18 protein-coding genes are annotated in these 18,728 nt (G+C 71.9%); 8 read left to right on the forward strand and 10 right to left on the reverse strand.

Annotated features, from left to right (window positions below; translation table 11 throughout):
- Window positions 1-4: 4 nt before the first annotated feature.
- Window positions 5-1,210 (reverse strand): amidohydrolase, encoded by a 1,206-nt coding sequence (locus ACVMLK_RS04400; protein WP_457485738.1) that lies wholly within the window; start codon window positions 1,208-1,210, stop codon window positions 5-7.
- Window positions 1,211-1,318: 108 nt separating this feature from the next.
- Here ACVMLK_RS04400 and ACVMLK_RS04405 point away from each other — a divergent pair, with 108 nt between their 5' ends.
- From ACVMLK_RS04405 to infC, 3 genes are all read left to right on the forward strand, one after another.
- Window positions 1,319-1,843 carry a GNAT family N-acetyltransferase gene (locus ACVMLK_RS04405; protein WP_422922901.1) on the forward strand — a complete coding sequence of 175 codons (525 nt, stop codon included), beginning with the start codon at window positions 1,319-1,321 and terminating at the stop codon, window positions 1,841-1,843.
- Window positions 1,844-2,014: 171 nt separating this feature from the next.
- Entirely contained in the window at window positions 2,015-3,970 is a 1,956-nt protein-coding gene (gene thrS / locus ACVMLK_RS04410) for a threonine--tRNA ligase (RefSeq protein ID WP_198366367.1), read from the forward strand.
- A gap of 80 nt (window positions 3,971-4,050) precedes the next feature.
- Window positions 4,051-4,563: a translation initiation factor IF-3 gene (gene infC / locus ACVMLK_RS04415; protein WP_232477126.1), complete on the forward strand. Its 513-nt coding sequence runs from the start codon at window positions 4,051-4,053 to the stop codon at window positions 4,561-4,563.
- A 99-nt stretch (window positions 4,564-4,662) separates the two neighbouring features.
- Here the strand turns inward: infC and ACVMLK_RS04420 are convergent, their stop codons facing one another.
- Window positions 4,663-5,385: a DUF1028 domain-containing protein gene (locus tag ACVMLK_RS04420; RefSeq protein ID WP_198366369.1), complete on the reverse strand. Its 723-nt coding sequence runs from the start codon at window positions 5,383-5,385 to the stop codon at window positions 4,663-4,665.
- A 134-nt stretch (window positions 5,386-5,519) separates the two neighbouring features.
- On the opposite strand from ACVMLK_RS04420, the gene guaA reads away from it, so the two are divergent.
- A complete protein-coding gene (gene guaA, locus ACVMLK_RS04425) occupies window positions 5,520-7,094 on the forward strand; it encodes a glutamine-hydrolyzing GMP synthase (RefSeq protein ID WP_198366370.1) in 1,575 nt (524 codons plus the stop codon).
- On the opposite strand, the gene ACVMLK_RS04430 is transcribed toward guaA, so the two are convergent.
- On the reverse strand, window positions 7,057-8,274 hold the full coding sequence (locus tag ACVMLK_RS04430) for a multidrug effflux MFS transporter (RefSeq protein WP_457485739.1): 1,218 nt from the start codon (window positions 8,272-8,274) through the stop codon (window positions 7,057-7,059). The genes guaA and ACVMLK_RS04430 overlap by 38 nt on opposite strands.
- A 198-nt stretch (window positions 8,275-8,472) precedes the next feature.
- On the opposite strand from ACVMLK_RS04430, the gene ACVMLK_RS04435 reads away from it, so the two are divergent.
- Window positions 8,473-9,171, forward strand: coding sequence for an SHOCT domain-containing protein (locus ACVMLK_RS04435; protein ID WP_422922952.1), 699 nt, complete (start codon window positions 8,473-8,475; stop codon window positions 9,169-9,171).
- Between the two features lie 23 nt (window positions 9,172-9,194).
- On the opposite strand, the gene ACVMLK_RS04440 is transcribed toward ACVMLK_RS04435, so the two are convergent.
- Window positions 9,195-9,470, reverse strand: a complete 276-nt coding sequence (locus tag ACVMLK_RS04440) for an acylphosphatase (protein WP_422922954.1) — start codon at window positions 9,468-9,470, stop codon at window positions 9,195-9,197.
- Window positions 9,471-9,512: 42 nt separating this feature from the next.
- The gene (locus ACVMLK_RS04445; RefSeq protein WP_422922956.1) at window positions 9,513-10,217 is read right to left on the reverse strand and encodes an ATP12 family chaperone protein; all 705 of its coding nucleotides are present in this window, start codon (window positions 10,215-10,217) and stop codon (window positions 9,513-9,515) included.
- A 249-nt stretch (window positions 10,218-10,466) separates the two neighbouring features.
- Between ACVMLK_RS04445 and ACVMLK_RS04450 the strand changes: the two genes are divergently transcribed.
- Window positions 10,467-11,012, forward strand: a complete 546-nt coding sequence (locus tag ACVMLK_RS04450) for a GNAT family N-acetyltransferase (protein WP_422922958.1) — start codon at window positions 10,467-10,469, stop codon at window positions 11,010-11,012.
- Between the two features lie 18 nt (window positions 11,013-11,030).
- Here ACVMLK_RS04450 and ACVMLK_RS04455 read toward each other — a convergent pair whose 3' ends face one another.
- Window positions 11,031-13,193, reverse strand: a complete 2,163-nt coding sequence (locus tag ACVMLK_RS04455) for a malate synthase G (RefSeq protein ID WP_457485740.1) — start codon at window positions 13,191-13,193, stop codon at window positions 11,031-11,033.
- Window positions 13,194-13,375: 182 nt separating this feature from the next.
- Between ACVMLK_RS04455 and ACVMLK_RS04460 the strand changes: the two genes are divergently transcribed.
- Both ACVMLK_RS04460 and ACVMLK_RS04465 read left to right on the forward strand, forming a co-directional pair.
- Window positions 13,376-15,013: a gamma-glutamyltransferase gene (locus tag ACVMLK_RS04460; protein ID WP_457485741.1), complete on the forward strand. Its 1,638-nt coding sequence runs from the start codon at window positions 13,376-13,378 to the stop codon at window positions 15,011-15,013.
- A gap of 145 nt (window positions 15,014-15,158) precedes the next feature.
- Window positions 15,159-15,287: a hypothetical protein gene (locus ACVMLK_RS04465; RefSeq protein ID WP_457485742.1), complete on the forward strand. Its 129-nt coding sequence runs from the start codon at window positions 15,159-15,161 to the stop codon at window positions 15,285-15,287.
- 433 nt (window positions 15,288-15,720) lie between these two features.
- On the opposite strand, the gene ACVMLK_RS04470 is transcribed toward ACVMLK_RS04465, so the two are convergent.
- From ACVMLK_RS04470 to ACVMLK_RS04485, 4 genes are read right to left on the reverse strand one after another with little or no spacing between them, the layout of a single operon-like run.
- On the reverse strand, window positions 15,721-16,503 hold the full coding sequence (locus ACVMLK_RS04470; RefSeq protein ID WP_457485743.1) for a DMT family transporter: 783 nt from the start codon (window positions 16,501-16,503) through the stop codon (window positions 15,721-15,723).
- A 6-nt stretch (window positions 16,504-16,509) separates the two neighbouring features.
- Complete coding sequence (locus ACVMLK_RS04475; protein ID WP_198366399.1) at window positions 16,510-16,842, reverse strand: EamA family transporter; 333 nt, start codon at window positions 16,840-16,842, stop codon at window positions 16,510-16,512.
- Window positions 16,842-17,825 carry a glycosyltransferase family 2 protein gene (locus tag ACVMLK_RS04480; protein WP_198366401.1) on the reverse strand — a complete coding sequence of 328 codons (984 nt, stop codon included), beginning with the start codon at window positions 17,823-17,825 and terminating at the stop codon, window positions 16,842-16,844. Before ACVMLK_RS04480 ends, ACVMLK_RS04475 begins: the two co-directional genes overlap by 1 nt.
- 27 nt (window positions 17,826-17,852) lie before the next feature.
- Window positions 17,853-18,587 (reverse strand): class I SAM-dependent methyltransferase, encoded by a 735-nt coding sequence (locus ACVMLK_RS04485; protein WP_198366593.1) that lies wholly within the window; start codon window positions 18,585-18,587, stop codon window positions 17,853-17,855.
- Window positions 18,588-18,728: the final 141 nt, after the last annotated feature.

The following is an 18,728-nucleotide window of genomic DNA, read 5'->3' on the forward strand; positions in this document are numbered from 1 at the left end:
GAGGTCATGCCGCCTCCCCCTCGGTCCAGCCAAGCTCCTGGCCGACCAGGCTGGCCCAGTAGGCCGCGCCGAGCGCCAGGATCTCGTCGTTGAAGTCGTAGAGCGGCGTATGGACGTTGTGGAAGCTGCCGTCCGGGTTCACGCCGTTGCCGATGCGCATGAAGACGCCGGGCTTCTCGCGCAGCATGAAGGCGAAGTCCTCGCCACCGGTGCTGAGCGGGATCTCGCCCACCTCCTCCGCGCCCACAAGGGCGGCGGCGGCGGCCATGGCCACCGGCACCTTCTCGGCGGCGTTGACGGTGGGCGGGCAGAGCGCCTCGTAGCTCAGCTCGGCGGTGCAGCCATGCGCCGCCGCCAGGGTCTCGGCCAGCTCCTGCAGCCGGCGCCGGATGACGGCCTGGGCGGCGGGCTCGAAATACCGCGCGGTGCCGCGCACCACGACCTTGGCCGGCATGACGTTGGGCGAGCCGAAGCTGCCGCCCTGGACATGGCCGACCGAGAGGGCCGCGCTCTCGATGGGGCGCAGGTTGCGCGGCAGGATGGTCTGCACGGCCAGCAGGAAGTGGCCGAGCACGACCGTGGCGTCGGTGGCGAGATGCGGCGCCGCGCCGCCATGGCCGCCGGTGCCGTGGAAGGTGACGCCCCAGAAATCGGCGCCGGCCAGCATCGGGCCGGGGCGCGTCGCGAACTGCCCGACCGGCAGGCCCGGCGTGTTGTGCATGCCCCAGACGCTGTCCACCGGGAAGCGCTCGAAGAGCCCGTCGCGGATCATGGCGGGGGCGCCGGTGCCGGCCTCCTCGGCGGGCTGGAAGATGAAATGGACGGTGCCGGCGAAGTCCGGATTGCCGGCCAGGTAGCGGGCGGCGCCAAGCAGCATGGTGGTGTGGCCGTCATGGCCGCAGGCGTGCATCTTGCCCGGCACGGTGGAGGCATGGGCGAAGTCGTTCTCCTCCTGGATGAAGAGCGCATCCATGTCGGCGCGCAGCCCGATGGCCCGCTGGCCGGGCCGCCGCCCCTTCAGCGTACCGACGACGCCGGTGCCGCCGATGCCCTCGGCGACCTCCAACCCCCATTCCCGCAGCTTGCCGGCCACCAGCCCGGCGGTGCGCACCTCCTCGAAGCGGGTCTCGGGATGGCGGTGGATGTCCCGCCGGATCTCGACCAGCTCGGGCTCATAGGCCCTGATCGCCTCAAGGATGTCCTGCCGCATGCTGTCGTCCTTTGTCTGCTGCGCGATGCGGGGCAAACTGAGGCGCCCCCGGCCGGGGGTCAACGGGCGTGACATGTTAACGGCTTATGCGATAGATATATTTCCATCATGATGGACACGCCCGCCGCCATGCCCGAGATCCGCGATGCCACCGAGGCCGACCTGCCGGCCATCCTCGCCATCCTGAACCAGGCGATTCGCGAGACCACCGCGATCTGGCACACCGCCGAGGCGACGCTGGAGGCCCGTCGCGCCTGGCTGCACGAGCGCCAGGGCCGGGGCCTCCCGGTGCTGGTGGCGGTCTCCGGGGGGGAGGTGCTGGGTTTCGCCAGCTTCGGCGACTTCCGCCCCTTCGCCGGCTATGCCCTGACGGCCGAGCATTCGCTCTACGTGGCGCCGGCGGCGCAGGGGCGCGGCCTCGGCAAGGCCCTCCTGACGGCGCTGCTGGTCCGGGCCGAGGCGCTCGGGCTCCATGTCCTGGTGGCGGCGATCGAGGCGGCCAACGCCCCCTCCATCGCCCTGCACCGGGCCATGGGCTTCGAGGAGGCGGGGGTGCTGCGACAGGTCGGCCGCAAATTCGATCGCTGGCTCGACCTGCTCTTCATGCAGAGGATCCTGCCCGGCGGCGGCTGAGGCGTGGCCGGGCCCGTGGCGGCTGGCCGGCAGGCGGCGCGCGCATCCCTCCTGCCAGTCCTTGGCGGGCCTTTTCTCGTTGACGGGGCGGGGGCGCCGCCGCATGGTCCCCCGCCCGATTTCGGGCCCGATTTTCAACCCCCCGATTTCAACCCTGGGATGACCCTTCCGATGCCTGCGATCACGCTGCCCGACCAGTCCGTCCGCCAGTTCGACGGGGCTGTGACCGGCACGACCGTGGCCGCCGCCATCGGCCCCGGCCTCGCCAAGGCGGCGCTGGCCATGCGGGTGGACGGCCAGCTGCGCGACCTCTCGGCGCGCATCGACCAGGATGCCGAGATCCGCTTCATCACCCGCCGCGACCCCGAGGCGCTGGAGATGATCCGGCATGACGCCGCGCATGTGCTGGCCGAGGCGGTGCAGGAGCTGTTCCCCGGCACCCAGGTGACCATCGGCCCGGCGATCGAGAACGGCTTCTACTACGACTTCGCGCGCAACGAGCCCTTCACCCCGGAGGACTTTCCGGCGATCGAGGCGAAGATGCGCGAGATCATCGCGCGCAACGCGAGCTTCGAGCGGGAGGAATGGCCGCGCGCCGAGGCCATCGCGTTCTTCGAGAAGCGGGGCGAGCGGTACAAGGCCGAGCTGATCCGCGACCTGCCGGAGAGCGAGGTGATCTCGATCTACCGACAGGGCGAATGGCTGGACCTGTGCCGCGGCCCGCACATGCGGAGCACGGGCGACATCGGCTCCGCCTTCAAGCTGATGAAGGTGGCCGGCGCCTATTGGCGGGGCGATCATCGCAACGCCATGCTCTCCCGCATCTACGCGACCGCCTGGCGCGACCAGAAGGAGCTCGACGCCCATCTCCACCAGCTGGAGGAGGCCGAGAAGCGCGACCACCGCAAGATCGGCAAGGAGATGGGGCTGTTCCACCTCCAGGAGGAGGCGGCGGGCAGCATCTTCTGGCACCCCAAGGGCTGGCGCCTCTACACCACGGTGCAGGACTACATGCGCCGGCGGCTGGATGCCGAGCGCTACCAGGAGGTGCGGACCCCGCAGCTCGTGGACCGCAAGCTGTGGGAGGCCTCGGGGCACTGGGAGAAGTATCGGGAGAACATGTTCCTAGCGACGGTGGATGACGAGTCCGAGAAGGACCGCATCCTGGCGCTGAAGCCGATGAACTGCCCCTGCCATGTGCAGATCTTCAACCATGGCCTGCGCTCCTATCGCGAGCTGCCGATGCGCATGGCCGAATTCGGCGCCTGCCACCGCTACGAGCCCTCGGGCGCGCTGCACGGCATCATGCGGGTCCGTTCCTTCACCCAGGACGACGCGCATATCTTCTGCACCGAGGCGCAGATCGCCCAGGAGACGGTTGAATTCGTCAGCCTGCTTTCGCGCGTCTATCGCGATTTCGGCTTCGAGAGCTTCCGGGTGAAGTTCTCCGACCGGCCGGAGAAGCGCTCCGGCACGGACGAGGTCTGGGACCATGCCGAGGGCGCGCTGCACGAGGCCTGCCGCATCGCCGGCGTCGAGTACGAGATGAACCCGGGCGAGGGCGCCTTCTATGGCCCCAAGCTGGAATTCGTGCTGCGCGACGCCATCGGCCGTGACTGGCAGTGCGGCACCCTGCAGGTGGATTTCGTGCTGCCCGAGCGGCTGGACGCCGTCTATGTCGGCGAGGATGGCAACCGGCACCGGCCCGTGATGCTGCACCGCGCCATCCTCGGCTCCTTCGAGCGTTTCCTCGGCATCCTAATCGAGGAGCATGCCGGGCGCTTCCCGCTCTGGCTGGCGCCGGCGCAGGTGGCGGTGGCGACCATCGTGGACGAGGCGGCCCCCTATGCCCGCGAGGTGGCGGCCGCCTTCCGCAAGGCCGGGCTGGCGGTGGAACTGGACGTGCGGAACGAGAAGATCAACCGCAAGGTCGTCGACCATATCGAGCAGCGCATTCCGGTGCTCGCCGTGATCGGTCGGCGCGAGGCGGAGGAGGGGCGGGTGGTGCTGCGCCGCCTGCCGGGCCGTGAGCAGGTGGCCATGAGCCTGGCCGAGGCGGTCGAGACCCTTGCATCGGAGGCGCTGGCGCCCGATCTAAGGGCGCCGACAGAGGTTGCGGTTGCGTGACCACTGCACCATAAGACACTCCGCTTCGTCCCCCACAGCAACAGGAGCCGACTCTGGCCCGAGGCCCAATCCCGAACCAGCTGCCAACCCGCGACGGTCCGCGGGTCAATGAGGATATCCGCGTCCCGCAGGTTCGCCTGATCGACCAGGATGGCGAGATGCTCGGCGTCATGAGCGCGCGCGAGGCCCTGCTCCGCGCCTATGACGCGGGCATGGATCTGCTGGAGATCAGCCCGAATGCCGTCCCCCCGGTGTGCAAGATCACCGACTACGGCAAGTTCAAGTACGAGCAGCAGAAGAAGGCCAACGAGGCCCGCAAGAAGCAGAAGATCGTCGAGATCAAGGAAATCAAGGTTCGCCCGAACATTGATGACCACGACTACGACGTGAAGATGCGCGCGGCGAAGGGCTTCCTCGAGGAAGGCGACAAGGTGAAGGTCACCCTGCGCTTCCGTGGCCGTGAGATGGCGCACCAGGATCTCGGCGTGAAGGTTCTCGAGCGCATCCGCACCGAACTGGTCGAGCTGGCCAAGGTCGAGCAGATGCCGCGTCTGGAGAACCGCCAGATGATCATGGTGCTGGCGCCCAAATAATCCGCCGGCGGCCGGGCCCTGCCCGCCAGACCGGATGAAAAGGCCGGGGCGCGTCGCGCTCCGGCCTTTTTCGTGGGATCCCCGGGGCCGCCGCCCCCCCTAGCGCCCCGGAAATCGCAGATCCAGGCCGCGCGCCCGCCATCCCGCCTCGATCACCGCCTTGTCGATCAGCCCGGCGGGATCGGCCTTGCGCGGCGAGAAGGCCAGCGAGGGCGCCCGCTCGCGGCGCCAGATGCCGAGCAGCCGGCGCAGCTCCGTCAGCGGCTCGGGATGGTCGTCCACGCGCAGGTCGAGGTCCGGGAAGTCCTCGGTGGTGATCAGCTTCATCGCCGCCGACTGCCGCCCCCGCCGGTCGCCCCCTGCCGCCTGCCCGGCATCGAGCGCCAGCATAAGCCGTTCAGGCAGCTGCAGGCCGGTGCCGGAGCGGAAGGTCGCCGCCGTCTCGCCCACCACCGCCGGATTGGCCAGCATGTTGCCGGCCACGCTGAAGCCTTGCCCCTGCTGGCTGCCCGCCCATTCGACGCAGCTCTGGCCGGTCCAGGCGGCGGCGCGGCCATGCCGGTCCACGGCGTGGATCTGCCGCAGCGCCTTGCCGTCATCGCCCACCAGCGCGCCCTCGATGGCGGCCGAGGGCGTCAGGCCGCGCGCCAGCCCGTCCAGCACGGCGGGCGCCAGGTAGCGGTTGGTGAAGGACTGGGTGGAGACGGCGCCCACCCCGGCCCGCACATGCGGGCAGGAGGCGCCGACGGCGAAGGCGCAGGTGGTGACGGCCACCGCGAAGGCGCCGCTCTCGGCGTCATGCGCCACGATCGACCAGGTCATTGCCGCGTTGTCCTCGGTATCTTGCTGCGCTCCACGGTGGCGCTGACGGTCCGGCGGATCAAGGGGAAGCCGGAGCCGGCGGGGGCGGCGCGAAAGTCTTGCCTTGACAGCGGCGTTGTGGTGCAAGCTGGCCCATGGCCGACCTCTCCTCCCCCAGCTCCCATCACGACCGCGTCCTGATCCTCGATTTCGGCAGCCAGGTGACGCAGCTCATCGCGCGCCGGGTGCGGGAATCCGGCGTCTATTGCGAGGTCTGGCCGTTCACGGCCGGCGAGGAGCGCATCCGCGCCTTCGCGCCCCGCGGCATCATCCTTTCCGGCAGCCCGGCGAGCACGACGGAGGAGGGCAGCCCGCGCGCCCCGCAGGCGGTCTTCACGCTGGGCGTGCCGGTGCTCGGCATCTGCTACGGCCAGCAGACCATGTGCCTGCAGCTCGGCGGCGATGTCGCCGGCAGCGACCACCGGGAGTACGGCCGCGCCTATGTCGAGGTGCGCGAGGCCTGTGCCCTGACGCAGGATGTCTGGGCGCCCGGCGCGCGCGAGCAGGTCTGGATGAGCCATGGCGACCGCGTCACGGCGCTGCCCGAGGGCTTCCGCATCGTCGCCGTCAGCGACGGCGCGCCCTATGCGATGATCGCCGACGACGCGCGCCACTTCTACGGCCTGCAGTTCCACCCCGAGGTGGTGCACACCCCGCATGGCGCGCAGCTCCTGCGGAACTTCACCCATGGCGTCTGCGGCTGCCGGGGCGACTGGACCATGGCGGCCTTCCGCGCCGAAGCCATCGGGCGCATCCGCGCCCAGGTCGGCGGCGGCCGGGTGATCTGCGGCCTCTCGGGCGGCGTCGATTCCTCCGTCGCGGCGGTGCTGATCCACGAGGCGATCGGCGACCAGCTCACCTGCATCTACGTCGATCACGGCGTGATGCGCGCCGGCGAGACCGAGCAGGTCGTCGCCACCTTCCGCGACCGCTTCAACATCCGGCTGGTGCACCGCGATGCGTCGGACCTCTTCCTCGGCGCGCTCGAGGGCGTCACCGATCCGGAGGTGAAGCGCAAGACCATCGGCCGGCTGTTCATCGAGGTCTTCGAGGAGGAGCAGGCCAAGATCGGCGGCGCCGACTTCCTGGCCCAGGGCACGCTCTATCCGGACGTGATCGAGAGCGTCTCGGCCACCGGCGGCCCCTCCGTCACCATCAAGTCGCACCACAATGTCGGCGGGCTGCCCGAGGACATGCGGATGCAGCTGGTCGAGCCGCTGCGCGACCTGTTCAAGGACGAGGTGCGCGCGCTGGGCCGCGAGCTGGGCCTGCCGGAGGAGATCGTCGGCCGGCATCCCTTCCCGGGGCCGGGGCTTGCCATCCGCATTCCCGGCGCGGTGACGCGGGAGAAGGTGCAGATCCTGCAGAAGGCCGATGCCATCTACCTTGAGGAGATCCGCGCCGCCGGCCTGTACGATGCCATATGGCAGGCCTTCGCCGTGCTGCTGCCGGTCAGGACGGTGGGCGTGATGGGCGATGGCCGCACCTATGACAGCGTCTGCGCGCTGCGCGCCGTCACCAGCACGGATGGCATGACGGCCGATGTCTACCCCTTCACCATGGAATTCCTGACGCGGGTGGCGGGGCGCATCGTCAACGAGGTGCGCGGCATCAACCGCGTGACCTACGACATCACCTCGAAGCCACCCGGAACCATCGAGTGGGAGTGACGGGAGCGCGGCCGCCGCGCTGAGGCCGGAGCCGTTCCGCCACCACCATCGCCGCGGCGCCCGCCAGCATCAGCAGCGCCATCGGCCGCGCCGAGCCATCGGCCAGCCAGCCGAGCAGCAGGCCGCTGCTGCCCGCCACCGTGAACTGCAGCGTGCCCATCAGCGCCGAGGCCGAGCCGGCCTGGCTGGCGTGGCGGCTGAGCGCGCCGACGGCGGCGTTCGGCATGACCAGGGCGCTGCAGGCCATCGCGACGGTAATCGGCGCCAGCACCTGCAGCGGATGGGTCGGGCCGGCCATGGCGATGGCGGCGAGGGCGAGCATGGCGGCGAGGATGGCCCAGCTGGCCCAGCGCACGAGCCGCCCCGGCCCGAGGCGGAGCAGCAGGGCCGGGTTGAACTGCGAGGCCAGGATGAAGGCCGAGGCGTTGAGGCCGAAGAGCAGGCCGAAGCTGGTGGGCTCCATCCGGAACAGGCCGACGAAGACCGCGGGCGATCCGCCGACATAGGTGAACATCAGGAACATGGCGGCGCAGCCCAGCGCGACATGCGCGCGGAAGCCCGGTTCGCGCAGGATCTGGACGTAGCGCAGCAGCTGCGCCCCCGGGCCGAGGCGCAGCCGGCGCTCCGCCGCCAGCGTTTCCGGCAGCAGGCGCCAGACCAGCAGCATCGAGATCAGCCCGTAGGCGGCGCTGAACCAGAAGATCGGCCGCCACCCGCCGAGGCCGAGCAGAAGCCCGCCGAGGCCGGGCGCCAGGATCGGCGCCGCGCCCATCACCAGCATCAGCCGCGACATCAGCCGCGCCGCCTCGTGCCCGTCCGCCATGTCGCGCACCACGGCGCGCGGCAGCACCATACTGGCGGAACCGCCGAAGGCGGCGAGGCAGCGGAAGGCGGCGAGCGAGGCGATGTCGGTCGCCAGGGCGCAGCCGACGGAGCCGGCGATGAAGACGGCCAGGCCCAGGATCAGCGGCCGGCGGCGCCCCAGCCGGTCGGCCAGCGTGCCCTGCACGAGCTGCCCCACCGCCAGGCCGAGGAACCAGGTGGCGAGGGTCAGCTCGGCGGAGCCGTGCGGCACGCCGAAGCCGGTTTCGATGGCCGGGAAGGCCGGCAGGTACATGTCGGTCGAGAGGGGACCGATGGCGGTCAGGAAGCCGAGCAGCAGGGGTAGCCAGACGGGCATGTTAGATCCAGGCGGGCCGGGCGGTGGGGAAGGGGCGGCCGGTATCGGGGCGGGAGGGCGCAGGGCGGCCAGGCCGGGGCCGTGCCATGCGGCATTGTGCCATCCCCGCCGGCGGCGGGCCAGCCGTTGTCCGGCCGGCGGGCCGCTCCCATCTGCGGCGTGAGGGCCGGCCATGGGGCCGCGGCGGGAGGATCTCGGATGCAGGATTTCACGGTGGAGGGCCAGGCGAGGCTGGCGGCGCTGGCGCGGCAGCAGGGCTTCAGCCCGGAGGCCGTCGCCGTGCTGGCGCGGGCGCTGCGCCGGGGCGGCGGCAGGCAGGCCCAGTTCAGCCATCCTGAGCTCGGTGGCATGGGGCAGTGGTCGGCCGGTGGCATGCTGATGATCGGCGACATGTTCAACAACGGGCTCAAGGCGCGGGTGGCGGCCCTTTGCGACGCCCTGGTGGAGACGATGTCGGAGACGATGGCGCGGGGCGGTCTCTTCACCGAGGCGGAGCGGGCCGGCGGGGGGGCCGCGGCCTGGTGGCCGGCGGCGCTGGGCCGGCCCTCCTCCCAGGGCGCGCAGGACGGCATGCGCTATGCCCATTTCCCGGCCGAGCGCCGGCTTGCGGTGGAGCGGGAGGGGCGGGTCACGCTCTACGATACCGGCGATCTGCAACTCAGCGGCTTCGGGCAGCAGCAGGGCGGCGGCGGCCTGCCCCTCAGCCTCTCCGGCACCGGCGGGCCGGTGCCGCTGGACAGCCTGCCGGTCGTGGAACCGCCGCCGCGGCCGCAGGCCGGGGGCGGCGACAGCGACATCCCCGCCCTGATCGAGAGACTGGCGGCGCTGCATCTCCAGGGCATCCTGACGGATGCCGAGTTCAGCGCGAAGAAGGCGGAGCTGCTGGCCCGCCTCTGAGGCGGCGCGTCAAAGGCGGTGCGTCAAAGGCCGGGCAGACGCTGGAAGCCCGGCTCCTCCGGCGGCTCGGCGAAATCCTCGGCGATGGATTCGACCCGCGCCAGGGCGGGGCCGGCGCGGCATTCGGCCAGCAGGGCGTTGACCGCCGCCGCCTCACCGCTGACCAGCGCCTCGACACTGCCATCGGCACGGTTGCGGACCCATCCCTGCACGCCGAGCCGGTTGGCCATGCCGATCATCCAGTCGCGGTAGCCCACGCCCTGCACCCGGCCGCGGATGCGCACCCGCTTGCTGATCATGGCAGCCTCCGTTGCCTCGCCGGGCCGATTCCCGCTCCGCGCCTACTCCCGGGCCAGCCGGAGCAGCCGCGCCGCCAGGCCGACGTCGCGGATGACGCCCTCCTGCCGCAGCATGGCCTCGGCATCCTGTCCCCACAACTCCTGCTGGAAGGTCTCGTCGAGGAAGGCGAGCCGGCAGGCCTCGGCGGCATCCAGGCGGTCCTGCGCCAGGGCGAGGCCGAGCACCAGGCTGCCGAGCGCCGGCACGGCGACGCCCAGCGCGGCGAGCTCCAGCACCGGCAGGGCATCGAGGCGCCGGCGCAGCGCGGCGAGCGAGGCCGGCGGCTGCGCCACGGGCATCAGCCCCGTGGTGACGGCGAGGGGCGCGTCGAGCTGCAGCGCCGCCCAGTCGAGCAGCGGCTGCCAGTCCCGCGCCTGCCGCTCGGCCAGGCTCGGCTCCCCGGCCCGGTAGCAGAGCAGATCGCTCATGCCGTACTGCGCCAGGGCGGCGGCGCTGGGGGCCGGGTCGGGGGCCATCCGCTCCAGGGCGGTGGCCACCACGCGGGTCAGCGGCACCTCCTCCATGCTCATCTCGCCGTCCCTGGCGCCGCCGGCCCGCTGCCACTCCTCGGCCACGGCCTCGGCCAGCCGGAGGCGAGGCAGATGCAGCGGGCCGCTGCCCGGCAATCGCAGCGGCCGCCCGTCCAGCAGCACCGCGAAGCCCGCCCCGGCCGGCATCGCCTCGGCCTTGTCCCAGAAACGCTTCATGGCCGGCTTATGGGGTCGCGCGCCCGCCGCGCCAAGCCCCCGCGGACCGGCGGCCACGATCCCAGGCAGAAAGCATTATCGTGCAGGTTCTGCAATTCGCTTTCGCGCGCGACCCTGGGATGCGAAACTCCGCCCGCTGCAACCCGCGGATCGATGATGCGCCAGGACACGCCCCTGCCGACGGCCCCTTCGTCCTCACCCCGGGAGGCCGCGCGCCCCGCCTGTCCAACCTGTTGTCACTAGCCGGGCATGCCCAGCACCCTCAGCCGCTTTCCGGCCACGGTCATCGCGCCGGCCACCGAGGCGCACCTGCCCGGGATCATCGCGGTCTTCAACGACATCGTGGCCACCAGCACGGCGGTCTATACCGAACAGCCCGACAACCTGGAGCAGCGGCAGCAATGGTTCGCCCAGCGCCGTGCCATGGGCTATCCGGTCCTGGTCGCGCTGGGGGCGGAGGAGAACGAGGTCCTCGGCTTCGCCAGCTTCGCCGACTTCCGCCCCAGCTGGCCGGGCTTCCGCCATACGGTGGAGCATTCCGTGCACATCCGGGCCGATGCCCGCGGGCGCGGACTGGGTCCGCTGCTGGTCAGCCGGCTGATCGCCGAGGCGGTGATGCGCCGCAAGCACGCCATGGTCGCCTCGGTCGATGCCGAGAATCACCGCTCCATCGCCATGCACGAATCGCTGGGCTTCGAGCGGGCGGCGCTGATGCCGCAGGTCGGCTGCAAGTTCGGGCGCTGGCTCGACCTGGTGCTGATGGTGAAGCTGATCAGCGACGGCCCGCCGCACTGAGCGGGCCGCCGCCGGGCGTCAGCCCGCCGCCTTGGCCTCGCGCCGGCGGGCGTGGAGGATGAACTCCGTATAGCCGTTCGGCTGCGTCCGGCCCTGGAAGACCAGGTCGCGCGCCGCCTGGAAGGCCGGACCGTCATAGCCGGGCGCCATCGGGCGGTAGGCGGGGTCGCCGGAGTTCTGCTGGTCGACGACGCCCGCCATGCGGCGCAGCGTCTCCTCCACCTGGGCCTCGCTGACCACGCCGTGGCGCAGCCAGTTGGCGATGTGCTGGGCGGAGATGCGCAGCGTCGCGCGGTCCTCCATCAGCCCGACATCGTTGATGTCCGGCACCTTGGAGCAGCCGACGCCCTGGTCGATCCAGCGCACGACATAGCCGAGGATGCCCTGGGCGTTGTTGTCGAGCTCGGCCTGCACGTCCTGCGGTGACCAGTTGCTGTCGGAGAGCGGGATGGTGAGGATGTCGTCGAGCCGCGCCCGCGCGCCCCCGCGGGCGATCTCCTCCTGCCGCGCCGCGACATCGGTCTCGTGGTAGTGCAGCGCGTGCAGCGTGGCGGCGGTGGGGGAGGGCACCCAGGCGGTATTGGCGCCGGCCTTCGGATGGCCGCCCTTCTGCGCCAGCATGTCGGCCATCTTGTCCGGCGCCGCCCACATGCCCTTGCCGATCTGCGACTTCCCGCGCAGCCCGCAGGCCAGGCCGGTATCGACGTTCCAGTCCTCATAGGCCTTGATCCAGGCCGCGCCCTTCATGTCGCCCTTGCGCAGCACGGCGCCGGCCTCCATGGCGGTGTGGATCTCGTCGCCGGTGCGGTCGAGGAAGCCGGTGTTGATGAAGGCGACCCGGTCCTTCGCCGCCGCGATGCAGGCCTTGAGGTTGACGGTGGTGCGCCGCTCCTCGTCCATGATGCCCATCTTCATCGTGTTGGCGGGCAGGCCGAGCGCCTGCTCCACCCGGCCGAACAGCTCGTTCGCCCAGGCCACTTCCTTCGGCCCGTGCATCTTCGGCTTGACGATGTAGATGGAGCCGGCGCGGCTGTTCATCCGCCGGCCCTTGAGATCGTGCAGCGCGATGGCGGTGGTGACCAGCGCGTCCAGGATGGTCTCGGGCGTTTCCTGGCCGTCCCGCGTCACCACATCGGTCATCATGTGATGGCCGACATTGCGCACCAGCATCATCGAGCGGCCATGCAGGGTGAGCCGCCCGCGGCCGTCCGGCGCGGTGTACTCGCGGTCGGGGTTGAGGCGGCGGGTGAGGGTCCGGCCGTCCTTCTCGAAGCTGGCGGCGAGATCGCCCCGCATCAGGCCGAGCCAGTTGCGGTAGACGAGGATCTTGTCCTCGGCATCGACGGCGGCGACGGAATCCTCGCAGTCCATGATGGTCGAGACGGCGGATTCCAGCACCACGTCAGCGATGCCGGCAGGGTCCTCCCGGCCGATCGGATGCGCCCTGTCGATCCGCACCTCGATGTGCAGGCCGTGATTGCGCAGCAGGATGGCCGAGGGCGCCGCGGCCTCGCCCGCATAGCCCGCGAAGCGATCGCCATCCTTCAGCGCCGTGGCGCCGCCATCGGCCAGCCCGACCACCAGCACGCCACCCACCACGGAGAGGCCGGCGACATCGGCCCAGGAGCCGCCGAGCAGCGGCGCCGCCTGATCGAGCACGGCGCGGGCGCGGGCGATCACCTTCTCGCCACGCGCGCGGTTGAAGCCCTTTCCGGCCGCCAGCGCTCCCTCCTGCGGGATGGCGTCGGTGCCGTAGAGCGCGTCATAGAGGCTGCCCCAGCGGGCATTGCCGGCATTCAGCGCGTAGCGGGCATTGTTCACCGGCACGACGAGCTGCGGTCCGGCGATCCGCGCGATCTCGTCATCGACATTCGCGGTGCCGACGCTGACCGGGCCGGGATCGGGCTGGAGATAGCCGATCTCGGTCAGGAAGGCGCGCTGCGCCGCCAGATCGACCGGGCGGCGCGGATTCGCCTCGTACCAGGCATCGATCTGCGATTGCAGCCGGTCGCGCTCGGCCAGCAGCTCGGCGTTGCGCGGCGCGAGATCGGCCAGGATGGCGTCATAGGCGGACCAGAAGGCATCCGGCGCCACGCCGGTGCCCGGCAGGGCCTCCGTCTCGATGAAAGCCTTGAGCGCCGGATCCACCGCCAGCGCGCCGATGCGAACCTGTTCCGCCATGCGATCCTTCCTTCTTGGCTCGGTGTCTCGGTCGCAGTTAACCCGCATCGCGGCTGGTGGGATAGGGGCGAGCGGCATGGGTGAGCGGCATGGGTGAGCGGCAGGGGTGCGCGGCGGGGGCTTGCGGTGCCGCGGCGGCGGGCGGAGCCTGGGCGGGACGCAAATCCGAAGGATCGTCCGCCATGCCCGTCTCCACCGCCCTGCCGCCCTTCACCACCCAGCACTGGCAGGTGACCAAGCCGGCCGCCCACGGGCGGCGGGGCATGGTCGCGAGCCAGAGCTGCGCCGCCGCCGAGGCCGGGGTCGCCGTGCTAGAGGCGGGCGGCAACGCCGCCGACGCCGCCGCCGCCACGGCCTTCGCCCTGGCTGCCATGGAGCCCTGGAACTCCGGCCTGGGCGGCATCGGCTTCGCCCTGGTCCACCGGGCCGGCCAGCCGCGCGCCGAGCTGCTCGACTTCGGCCCCGTCGCCCCCGCCGCCGCCGATCCGGCCGATTATCCGCTGACCGGGCGGATGAAGCAGGACCTCTTCGCCTGGCCGGAGGTGGAGGGGGACCGCAACATCCATGGCCCGCTCTCCTTCGTCACCCCCTCCTCCGTGGCGGGCTATGCGACGCTGGCGGAGCGCTTCGGCAGCGGCATGCCGCTGGCCGAGCTGCTCGGCCCGGCCATCGCGCTGGCGCGCCGCGGCCTGCCGCAGGACTGGTACACCACGCTGAAGATCGCGAACTCGGCCCGGGTGCTGCGGCTCTACCCCGAGAGCGCGCGGATCTACCTGCCAGACGGGCTGCCGCCGGTGGCCCCCTATCAGGGCGCACCAGGCTTCTTCCGCCTCGGCCGCCTGCCGGAGACGCTGGAGCGGCTGGCCGGCGCCGGCTGGCGCGACTTCTATGAGGGCGAGATCGCCGCCTCGATCCTGGCCGATGTGCGCGACCTGGGGGGCCGCCTCTCGGCCGCCGACCTCTCCGGCTGCCGCGCCGTTGTGCGCCCGGCGCTCGACATTCCCTGGCGGGACGGCCTCACCCTGCAGGGCGCCGGCGGGCTGACCGCGGCGCCGACCCTCGCCCGGCTGGTGCGGGAGATGGGCCGCCTCACCCCCGGCGCGGCGCCGGACGCCGCCTGGTTCAGCGCGCTCGCCCGCGCCATGCAGGCCGCCTATGCCGAGCGGCTGGAGGGGTTGGGCGCCGCCGCCACCCCGCCGGAAAGCCCCGAGACCTGCACCACGCATCTCACGGTGGTCGATGCCGAGGGCAACATGGTCGCGATGACCACGACGCTGCTCTCCTCCATGGGGAGCCGCGTGGTGCTGCCGGGCAGCGGCGTGCTGATGAACAACGGCATGATGTGGTTCGACCCGGAGCCGGGCTCGGCCAATGCCATCCGCCCCGGCGCGCGGCCGCTCTGCAACATGTGCCCGGTGACGGTCTCGGACGGCACCGGGCCGGTGCTGGCGCTCGGCGCCTCGGGCGGGCGGCGCATCCTGGCCGCGGTCTATCAGATGCTGGCCTTCAGCCTGGATTTCGGCATGGACCCGGCGGCGGCCGCGCATCATCCGCGCATCGACGTCTCCGGCCCCTCCGGCATCACCGCCGACCGCCGCCTGCCCGCCGAGGTGCTGGCGGCGCTGGAGGCCCAGGGGGAGGCCCAGGGGAAGGCCCAGGGGAAGGCCCAGGGGAAGGAGGATGGCGGGGTGCTGGCGGTCGAGCACGCCGTGCTGCCGGTGAACTTCGCCTGCCCCAACCTGATCGCGCGGGATGGCGAGGGTTTCACCGGCATCAGCGATGTCATGACGCCCTGGTCGGCGGCGGTGGCGGCGCGCTGAGGCCCAGGGTAGGCCGAGGCTTAGGGTACGCCGAGGCTTAAGGCGCGCCCGATTCCGGGTCGCGCCCGAAGGGCCGGACCGCGTCCGCCGTGCGCAGGCGACAGAAGGCCTGCCGCCCGATGGCAGCGCGACCAGCAGCAGCAGCGTGACCAGCGGCGCCACCACGGTGGCGGCCGCGCCGATCTGCGCGCCGATGGCGGCGGCGATGATGCTGACCAGGGCCGCCTGGGTCTCGCCCCGCGCCGAGAACAGGGCCTGCCGCAGGTCGTCGTAGCTGCCGTCGCCGCCGCAGAGGAAGGCGCGGAACTCCCGCTGCACGGCCTCCCAATAGGTGATCGGCGGCTCTCCGCCGGCGGGGCCGGCGCGGGCGCCGAGCAGGATGGCGATCTCCCGCGCGGTCATCGTGTCGGAACGCAGGTAGCGGCCCTGGCGCAACAGGCCGAAGACCGGGCCGCCGGTGAGCCCATCCTCGGTGAAGAGTCGCAGCGGATCGTCATCCATCGGCACCACCCCTCCGTGCCCCGCCGGCCGCCGCGCGGGCGCGATCCTAGAGCAGGTCCCGGCGCGGGCCGTGAAAAAAGCGCGCGGCCTTCAGCGCCGCAGCGCCAGCGACAGCCCCAGGCCGATCAGCGCCAGCCCGGCCAGGTGGAAGCCGTGCAGCCTCTCGCCCAGAAGCGCGACCGCCATCACGGTGCCGAAGGCCGGGATCAGATGGATGAACAGCCCCGCCCGGTTGGCGCCGATAACTCCACGCCACGATTGAAGAACAGGTAGGAGAGCAGCGAGGGAAAGACCGCCAGGTAGAGGATCACCGGCAGCAGCGCGGCGTCGAAGGCGGCGGAGGGGGCGAGGCTCGCCCGCTCGATGGCATAGGCCGGGCCGAGCGCCGCCAGGGAGAGCGCGATGCTGGCGGCGAGGAAGCTCAGCGGATGCAGGCGCGGCCGCAGCCGCAGGCAGGCGGAATAGAGCGCGTAGGACAGCACCGCCGCCAGCACCCAGAGATCGCCCGGGTGCAGCCGCAGGTGCAGCAGGTCGTCCAGCGCGCCATGGCTGGCGATGGCGATGACGCCGCCGATCGAGACCAGCACGCCGAGCCATTGCCGTGGCCGCGCCCGCTCGCCGAAGAGCAGGAAGCTGCATGTCAGGATGGCGAGTGGAATGACCGACTGCAGCAGCAGGCCGTTCACCGCCGGGGTCGAGCGCAGGCCGAGATAGACCAGGGTGCTGAAGCTCATGATGCCCAGCAGCGCAAGCAGCATCAGCACCGGCAGGCTCCGCCGCAGCACCGGCCAGTCGCGCCGCAGATGCGGCCAGGCGAAGGGCAGCAGCAGCGCCAGCGCCAGGCTCCAGCGCCAGAAGGACAGGAAGAAGGGCGAGGCCGACGCGTGCATCGCCCGGCCGATGACCAGGTTGCCGGCCCAGAAGAGCGAGGCCAGGGCAAGCAGCAGGACCGGGGCGTTCCAGAGGCGGGCGAGGACGGGGCCGGCCATGTCGCCTCAGGCCGTGGCCAGCAGCGCGACGCCGAGCGAGATCAGCCCGATCGCCGCGATCTTCTGCGCCCCCAGGGTCTCGCCGAAGGCGAAGTGGCCGATCAGCGCGACGAGGACATAGGAGGCGGCGGTGCAGGGCAGGGCGACGCTCATCGGCAGCTTGCGCAGCGCGACGATGTAGAGCATCGCGGCGCCGCCGTAGAAGCCGAGGCCGATGATCGTCTGCCAGCGGAAGAGCTGCGCCAGGAAGGCGCCGCCGCCCAGCGTGCCCGCCTTCAGCAGCACCTGCCCGACCAGCGAGGTGCCGATCGCCGCCGCCAGCACCAGCCAGTGCAGCATCACGCCCCCGCCGTCTCGCGCGCGGCGGGCACGGCGGCCGGCGCCCGTGCCGGGATCACCTCCCGCACCACCCCCTGCGGCTTGCCGTTGGCCGAGAGGAAGGCGCGGCCGAGATACTCGCCCATCACGCCGAGGATGAGGAACTGCACGCCGGCGATCAGCAGCGTCACCGTCATCACCGAGGCCCAGCCGGAGGGCGTGTCCTTGGTCATCGCCTCGATCATGGTGAAGACGGCGCCGATCATGCCGAGCAGGCCCATGCCGAGGCCGGCGAACATGGCGAGCCGCAGCGGCATCAGCGAGAAGTTGGTGGCGAGGTTCAGCCAGAGCCGGATCAGCCGGCGCATGGTGTAGTTGCTGCGCCCCTCGGCGCGGGCCAGGTGCATCACCTCGATGCTGTCGATGCGCTGCGTCACCTGCATGACCAGCCCGTCGATATAGGGATAGGGGCCGGTGTAGCGCGTCACCTCGCGCGTCACGAGCGCCGACATGCAGCGGAAGGAGGAGAGGTAGAGCCCCTTCGGCTTGTCCATGAGCTGGTCGGCCACCCAGTTGGCGAAGCGGCTGCCGAGGTTGCGCCAGCCCTCGTGCTTCTTCTCGGCATAGCGGGTGTAGACGACGTCCCAGCCGCCCAGCCGCGCGTGGTCGTAGAGCCGCAGCACCTCCTCGGGCGGGTTCTGCAGGTCGTCATCCATGGTGATGACATAGGCGCCGCGGGCGTGGCGCAGCCCGGTCATGACGGCGTTGTGCTCGCCGAAGTTGCGGGCGTGCTCGATGAAGGTGAGCGGCACCGTCGCCGTGGCGGCGAGCCGGCGGCAGACCTCGCCGCTGTTGTCCGGGCTGCCGTCGTTGACCAGCACGATCTCGATGCCGCCTTCGGGCTCCAGCGCCGAGAGCGCGGCGACGAGGCGCCCCACCGTGTCGGCGCCGCGATAGACCGGCACCACGATCGACAGGCCGATGGCGGCGGGAGAAGGGTTCATGGCGGCGGTCTCGGGGGGCTGAGGGGATCAGGCGGCGCCGGCCGTGGCGGTGAGCAGCACCGAGCCGCCGGCCGGCCAGCGCAGGCCGAGGCGGGTCAGCGCGGCTTCCGCGACGGTGGCGGCATGCAGGCTGGCATCCAACCATGGCGGGAAGGGGGCGACGTCGCTGGCATCCGACTCGCCGCGCGCCAGCAGCTTGCGCTGCGCCACCATCAACGGCAGGAGCAGGGCGTTCCAGTAGCGGGCGCGCACGGCGCCGAAGCCCGCGCGGCGCAGCAGGGCGCGGGCGCCGCCGGCGGTGTAGCGGCGGGCGTTGTGCACCCGCCGGTCATGCGCCGAGTGCAGCCATTCGAAAGCCGGCAGGTTCAGCACCAGCAGCCCGCCCGGTGTCAGCACGCGGCGCATCTCGGCCAGCGCGCGCGTCTCGTCCACCGCCGCGTGGCAGAGCACGTCGGCGCTGGCCACGGCGGCGAAGGCGGCATCCGCGAAGGGCAGGCGGGCGGCGTCCCCGGAGACGATGGCGGCGCCCGACTTGGCGGCGGCGCGGGCGGCGGCGGCGGGATGGTACTCGAGGCCGTAGAGCGGCCGCCCGGGCGCCTCCCGCGCGAGATGCCGCAGCAGCCCGCCGGTGCCGCAGCCGATATCGAGCAGCGCGCCCGGCGGCGCCGACCGCAGGGCCCCGGCGAGGCGGGCGCGCAGCGCGCGGTACCACCACATGCCGTCCTCGGCGGCGTCCATCAGGGCGTATTCGGCGGGGTCCATCACGGGAAATTGTGCCAGTGCCCGCGGCCTGCCGCAATGCCGGCGCAAGGAGGGGCTGCCCCGCGGGCCGCGCCATTGCGCGATCCCCTTCCGGGGGGAAGGATGCCCGCCACCCGCGATGACGCCGAACCCCAGTTCCCC

This window comes from Teichococcus aerofrigidensis (genome assembly GCF_054073225.1).